At 45.7% G+C, this 6,898-nt stretch carries 3 protein-coding genes and 2 pseudogenes; 1 reads left to right on the top strand and 4 read right to left on the bottom strand.

The window, feature by feature from the left end; all coding sequences use genetic code 11:
* From JX312_RS07085 to JX312_RS07070, 4 genes and pseudogenes are all read right to left on the bottom strand, one after another.
* A pseudogene (locus JX312_RS07085) lies at positions 1–663 on the bottom strand (hypothetical protein); the annotation flags it as partial.
* Complete coding sequence (locus JX312_RS07080; RefSeq protein WP_204457515.1) at positions 660–1,127, bottom strand: SusF/SusE family outer membrane protein; 468 nt, start codon at positions 1,125–1,127, stop codon at positions 660–662. The pseudogene JX312_RS07085 and the gene JX312_RS07080, both read right to left, overlap by 4 nt.
* Before the next feature lie 51 nt (positions 1,128–1,178).
* Complete coding sequence (locus tag JX312_RS07075) at positions 1,179–2,906, bottom strand: RagB/SusD family nutrient uptake outer membrane protein (RefSeq protein WP_204457514.1); 1,728 nt, start codon at positions 2,904–2,906, stop codon at positions 1,179–1,181.
* Positions 2,907–2,936: 30 nt separating this feature from the next.
* The gene (locus JX312_RS07070; protein ID WP_204457513.1) at positions 2,937–5,927 is read right to left on the bottom strand and encodes a TonB-dependent receptor; all 2,991 of its coding nucleotides are present in this window, start codon (positions 5,925–5,927) and stop codon (positions 2,937–2,939) included.
* A 250-nt stretch (positions 5,928–6,177) separates the two neighbouring features.
* On the opposite strand from JX312_RS07070, the pseudogene JX312_RS07065 reads away from it, so the two are divergent.
* Positions 6,178–6,898: pseudogene (locus JX312_RS07065) on the top strand (hypothetical protein); the annotation flags it as partial.

Raw genomic sequence — 6,898 nt, 5'->3', positions numbered from 1 at the left:
GCCGTAACCGCACGTAACCGGATAATCGCGTCCCGGGTCGCCATCCTCATACCAGCACATGAAGTCCATCCTTACGAAATTCACACCCATGTCATGGTAATGCTTGAAAAATCCGTCGATATATTCTCGCGCCCCGGGATGATCCGTAACAACCCATGTGAAATCGGGGCGATCCGTAACTTCCGGATAAAGCACCTGATCCTGCGAATTGCGCGTCAGGGAACGTAACGTATAGTCCGTACCCGGAACTTTTGCATCAAGATCCCCCTTTATCCATAAGGGATTGTCGTAGACTCCAACCCTCATGCCATTGACCCGACATTTGGAAATCAGTGTCTTCAACGGCATGGAGCCGTAATGTGTCATGTAGACACTTCCGTCACGTGCCGTCTGAGGCAGGAACCCGTCAGTACAGATCATGTCGTAACCATGAGACTTGAATTTTGTCGACATCATGTCGATCACGGCATCCCACTGAGCCGAAGAGAGATCCATCTCATGATACGGTATGCCTGCAAGTTCCATTTCTCGGGCATACTCATAAACTGACCAATAAAGCGGTGCTTTGTGAGTATGGATCTCCCCACCCCGACACAAAAAAGCCGGGGCAAGGAAACCGCACAGGCAACCTAAAACTACCTGTTTACAAGTCTTGAGTCTCATAATCCAAGATACGTGGTGCTGAATGTCCAGTTACGCAAGTCGAACACAAGCCGATAGTTACCGGAATCTTTCACCGACCATTTGAGGTCTTCACCTCCGGAATAAAGCTGAAACGGCTCTTTGTCAATGTTGGCTTTACTTATTGGAGAACAGGCTGTCATCGGACGCACGCATGGCGACTCCCAGTTTCCGGGAGTCAGATATGCCTTCATCTCACCCTTTGTCAGATTCCCCTCGTATATGAACACAAGCGGATCCTCCGCGCTGGCTGTCAAAAGCACCGGATTATTGATATCCCATGCAGCAGGTGTGGCATCACCCACTATATAAAGAGTGGATGTCTTGATGGGTATGTTTCCCTCGATAACCACGAGATCCCTCTCTTCATCGCAGCTTGCAGTGCACAGACCGAGAAGCATGATTGCTGCAATTGCTGCAAACGATGTTAATTTAAATATCTTCATGTCTTTGATTTCGTTATTCATTACTCAATTTAGAAGCTGTTTAGAAGCTGTTTAATTATAGCCGGGGTTCTGCTTGAGCGCGGGATTGGTTGTGATCTGAACGCGCGGCACAGGATATATCTTCGCATGGTCGTCGGCATCCGGATTCTTGTCCCACCATTTTCCGGTACAGAATTTTCCGAAACGGATCAAATCTATACGGCGGCGTCCCTCTGCCAAGAACTCACGTCCCCATTCGTCAAGCATCTCGTCCATGTCAAGATCCACATTACCTTCAGGTGCATACAGCACATGTCTGAGCATTGCCTGGGGATAATAACGTCGGCGCACACTGTTGAGAAGTTTACCGGCACCCGTTGCATCTCCCTTACGAAGCTTGCACTCTGCAAGAGCGTATATGATCTCCGGCAGACGGATTTCCGCAAAGTCACCTTCTCCGGCACCCGGATCCGTGTCGCTATACATCGGATACTTCACCGTGTACCATCCGGAGTTATAATCACCGGTGGTCATGTCGCTATTCGCGGATGTAAGCCATTTGTCTTCTTTCATGTAATGGAACTGTCCCACGGCATCACGGATGCAAAGGTCATATGGCATCTCTGGAGCCTTCAACTTACGCTTAATTCCGTTCTGAGTATATTCAAGATTGCCGAAAAGGAACATTCCCTCACGTTTACCTCCTCCGAGGTTCTTATATTTCGCCAGACGCACATCTCCGGGATATTTCCTGAATTTCTGCACCGTCATGCCGAGTTCAAAATCATAAAGCTTGCCCGTAGGGTCATAACTCGGCGAGCATACAAACTCTCCGTTATGTCCGCCATGCTTCACCTTATAGTCGTTAAAGAAAAGTTCTGAATTGGATGGCACGCCCCAATTATATAGTTGATTGTAGTGCCAGCTTGTGTAATTGCAAGATCCGGAGAAGAAGAATACGAGTTCGTCGCATTTGTCATTCTCTGAATCAAAAGGCGCATCCCAACGGTCATCAACCTTATAGGCACCATAAACACCGTCAACAATATCCTGCGCAACCTTCTCACAATCAGCGAGACGATCAACCCCTATCCATTCTTTTGCATTGAGATACAACCTAACGAGCAAATCTGCCGCTCCTCCCTGCGTCCATAGATTGGCATACTGAGAGCCGGAACCAAGGCTTTCTTTCTTATAGAGCAAAGGAATGGATTCCTTAAGCTCGGTCTCTACAAAGTTGAATATAAATTCCGGCGGAACCTGAGCCATGCTGTTCTTCGACGGATCATCATAGCTCACTGAGAAGGGCACATTGCGGAATGCGTCAAGCAGACGGATATAATACCAGCAACGCAACACCCTGTTCTGTGTCCTTAATGAATTGAACTCCTCTTCAGAGAATCCGAATTTTGCAGGACCTAGCTCGCTGAATCGGTCAATAGCGAAATTACATTGTCCGATTCCTGCAAAACAGGAATCCCATTCGTCATGCACATGACGCGCTATATCGGGAGTCCATGTGTGATAATGGAACTGACGCCACACACCGCCATCGTCCCAGCTTCCGTCGCGCCGGGGAATGATAAGCTGGTCACCCGGAAGCTCCTGAATCCTGAAGCGTGGCACTATTGTCCAATAGCCGTGCTCAAAAGAACGGAACGCCATAGCAATTACGTCTTCTTTCGTGTTGAAATAGTTGTTGGAGCTTATCTGGTCATACACTGTCTCGTCAAGATTCGTACATCCGGACAATGTCAACGTAGCCATAGCCAAGCCCGCTAAATATTTATATGGTTTCATTTTTAATTAATTCTTGGTTTTTACTTGGAATTAGAAATCAAGCTGCACGCCTACTATGAACTGACGCGTGGTGGGATAATATCCACGACCGCCGTGAGCACCCGGTGTAAGACCATTAACCTGGAAATTTGAGGGATCCATGCCACTATATTTTGTGATGGTGAACACATTGCGGACTGTTCCGTAAATTCGGAGCTGATCCATGAATCGTGCCTTGGGCGTGGGAAGCGTGTAGCCGAGCGTGATCTGATCGAGTTTGAAATAATCACCGCGTTCCAGAAAATAATCGGAAACAATGGGATTCTGTTTCGATGAAATCTTCTCATTCTTCTGATATGCCTTACACAGCATGTTTCCGGGGAAATTGCGTGTGCCGTAATAGAAGTCGTGGATGTTGAATATATCAAAACCGAACGCACCACGGAAGAAAAGGGAAAGGTCAAAATTCTTATAGCGGAAATTGTGGCTTGTAGAGAGTGTGAACTTGGGCAAGCCGTTGCCTACATACTGGCGGTCAGCCTCAGAACCCTGAATACCCTTGATGATGTCTCCATCCTTGTCATATATGAGCCATTCGCCATCGGTATTGATACCGGCATATTTGAACATATAGAAACTTCCGATAGAACGTCCTTTCTCAATTCGCTGGAGCGGAATATTCGGATAAGGATTTTCCGTATAAGCAACGTCATAATAATCGTTACCTACAAATTCGGAGTTACTGAAATCCACAAACTTGTTGGATTGCGTTGTACCTATGAAATTCATGGTATACGTGAAATCACGTGTCTGGACGGCGTTAAAGGTGATATCGAACTCAAAGCCGGTGTTCTTCATTGTTCCCACATTCACATAGGTGTGAGTGAAGAGATAAGGAGGCATTGGCACCCGATAATTACCTAACAGATCCTGCTGGCGGCGGTTGAAATAGTTGAACGAACCATAGAGCCTGTTATTGAAGAGTGAGAAATCAAGACCAATATTCCAGTTCTTTCCTTTCTCCCAATGAAGGTCTGGATTGACATTCTTTCCGGGTCCCCACACTTTCACCCACTGTCCGTTGTAGTAGCTATAGCCGAAAGAGCCCATTGTGTCAAGCGACAGATAGCTGCCAAATTCCTGATTACCGGTGACACCGAAGTCAGCACGTATCTTCAATTCATTCAACCATGAGGAAGTATCCTTCATAAATTCCTCTTCGGATATGCGCCAGCCGGCGGATACGGCAGGGAAATTACCCCATTTGTGATTCTTTCCGAATTTGGATGAACCTTCATGACGCAAAGAAGCTGTGAAGAGATAACGTCCGGCATAGTCGTAGTTTACACGTCCGAAAAATGCAATAAGCTTGTTGTCGTTACGGTAACTGCTCATGCCTACCTCTCCTTCCTCCTTGGCGCCCTCTCCGGAACCAAGATTGTCAGCGCCGAGACCGTCGTTGGCGAAGTCATAGTTATTGGCGGAGAAACCTGAGTTCTGCCAATACTGGTATGAATAACCCGCCATGGCACGGATATTATGATCCTTTATTCCGATATTATAATTAACAAGCCATTCAAGACTCATGCTACGGGCATTGTTAGCCGTACGGCTTGCATATCCTTTCTTCTTTATCTTAAGGTTCTGATTCATTGTCGACGGTTCGAAATAACTGCCGTCGTTATTGTATTGATGATCGGCGAAAGTTATCTGAGTCGACAGATTCTGACTGTATTTTGCGTTAGGAAGGAAAAGGGGAAGGAGATTAAGCTTGACGGTAGCGTCCCAGTCGAGCACCTTCTCCTGACTCTTGTCTTGCACAAGATCTATAGATTCCATGGGATTCACGAAACCATTGACAGTTGAGAAATCATAATATTTCCCGGGGACATTGGGATCCCATACAGGTGTGGTCGGATTCGCTTCTATCGCACGACGGAACACGTCATTATCAGCAAGTTTGCGATAGACGATACGGGGTGCGACATTCAAGGTGGCGTTAAACAAGCCGCCCTTGGTAGCATGATTTATAGTGGCACGAGCACCATATTCTTCACGGTTTCCACGTTTCTCCACGCCGTCTCCGTTGCGAAAATCTGCTGATACCCGATAATTTGTATTGGCTCCACCTCCGCTGATTGTCAAAGTATGCGTCTGTTTGAAACCGGTTTGGGAAACCATATCGAAAAGATCATCATTACCTCCAAGATCCACTGCTGCATCACCCGAAGGAATACGCCAGGCCCTATATTCCTCAGCATTCATCATGTCAAGGTCACGGTTAGCCTTGTCCCATGAGAAAGTTCCTGAATAAGTGGTATGCACCTTTCCATCCTGCGCACCTTTCTTTGTAGTGATGATAATCACACCATTGGAACCACGTGTACCATAAATAGCGGATGCGGCTCCATCCTTCAGCACGTCGAAAGATGCTATATCATTCGGATTGATATTGGTGAGACTTGCTCCGGGCACACCGTCAAGCACGATCAACGGACCAAGACCAGCCTCGCGCGATGAAACGCCACGAATCTGGAGACTCGCTGCCGAGTTAGGGTCGGCGGCAGCCGTGTTGACAACCGAAAGCCCCGGCACTTTGCCCTGAATAAGCATAGACACGTCTGTCGACGCTATGGACTGGAAGTCTTTTGCACTGACATGAGACACTGCTGAGGTCAACTCTTTCTTATCCATGGTGCCGTAACCGATAACAACTACCTCATCAAGCACCGTATTGTCCTCCTCAAGCGTTATATTGATAACCGTGCGATTCTCAATCTTAACAGTCTTTGTCTTATACCCGATATAGGAAAAACGCACCTTGTCGTTACTTTTCGCCTCAATCGTGTATCTTCCATCCATATCTGTCGAAGCTCCCCTATTGGTTCCTACAACAAATACACTCGCACCTATCAACGGCTCACCCGATGAGTCAGTCACGGTACCTGAGATTTTTTTCACCTGGGCGAACGCATGCGGCGACAGCAGCAACATTGCCACAAGAAGCACCATCCGTCCAAATGTTAAATTAAAAGGTTTCATAAAGATTTAGGTTAATTATTGTTTATTGATTTTGTGGTAAAATTATAACCACAACGTACAATTATCAATAGCAAGTAGTTGGCAGGTAGTTTTAAGTAGTTCAAGTAGCGCATCGGGGGGGGGGTAATTCATTAATTATAGATTTATTAGGAATTAAGTTAAGTTGGAATCAGGTAGTGTTAATAAGAAGGATAGATCTCATTGGGTATTAAAAAAATTATATTATCTTTGCATACAAATAAACTGAGATATGAATAAAATGAGAACGTTCCCAATATTTATGCTCCTTGTTTTGTTGACGACATCCCCTGTTTACGCCAAGCCCCAAAATGACCTTGCAAGTCTCGATTCCGTGCTTAGCATCAGGGATACATTCCTCAAAAATAAAAAACGCAGAATAGACAGCATTAAATCCAGAATCCCGGTGAATGCCCCGATAATGGATAAGCTTAAAGGATACGACAGACTTTACGAGGAGTATCTGACCCTCAGTTTTGACTCGGCAATGAAATATATCAACTTGGCTGAAAAACTTGTTTCCGATACGGGAGACTACGATCTTAACGCAAAGGTGAAAATACACAAGTCAATGTCATATGCCACCTCCGGACATTTCAGTCAAGCAATCGATGAACTTAAGAAAATTCAATCTTCATGCCTGTCAGACACACTCCTTGAAAAATATTATCAGGCATACCAATGGACTTACGGATTATGGGCGGAATATTCACAAGATAAGACATTTGCCCCTATTTATTATCGCAACAGCAAAACATACTTGGATTCCCTTATCCAAGTAACTCCACGGAACACGTCTCTGTATAATTACAGGATTGCAGAAAAAGCATTAATGTTCAACCACGATTTTGAAACGGCTAAAAAGAATTATCTAAAGGTTGTTGATAAAGAACCTAAAAATTCTCGTCTGTACGCTCAATCTGCGTTCGCATTGGCACAGGCATATAACAACC

This window comes from Barnesiella sp. CU968 (genome assembly GCF_905219685.1).
Classification (GTDB): Bacteria; Bacteroidota; Bacteroidia; order Bacteroidales; family Muribaculaceae; genus Lepagella; species Lepagella muris_A.
Note: the sequence above shows the minus strand (reverse complement) of the source record. Positions and strands in the feature narration are given on the sequence as shown.

What these genes read in the sequence shown, in the direction of transcription:
- JX312_RS07080 (WP_204457515.1), bottom strand. Translation starts at nt 1,127, where the DNA reads ATGAAGATATTTAAATTAACATCGTTTGCAGCAATTGCAGCAATCATG.
- JX312_RS07075 (WP_204457514.1), bottom strand. Translation starts at nt 2,906, where the DNA reads ATGAAACCATATAAATATTTAGCGGGCTTGGCTATGGCTACGTTGACA.
- JX312_RS07070 (WP_204457513.1), bottom strand. Translation starts at nt 5,927, where the DNA reads ATGAAACCTTTTAATTTAACATTTGGACGGATGGTGCTTCTTGTGGCA.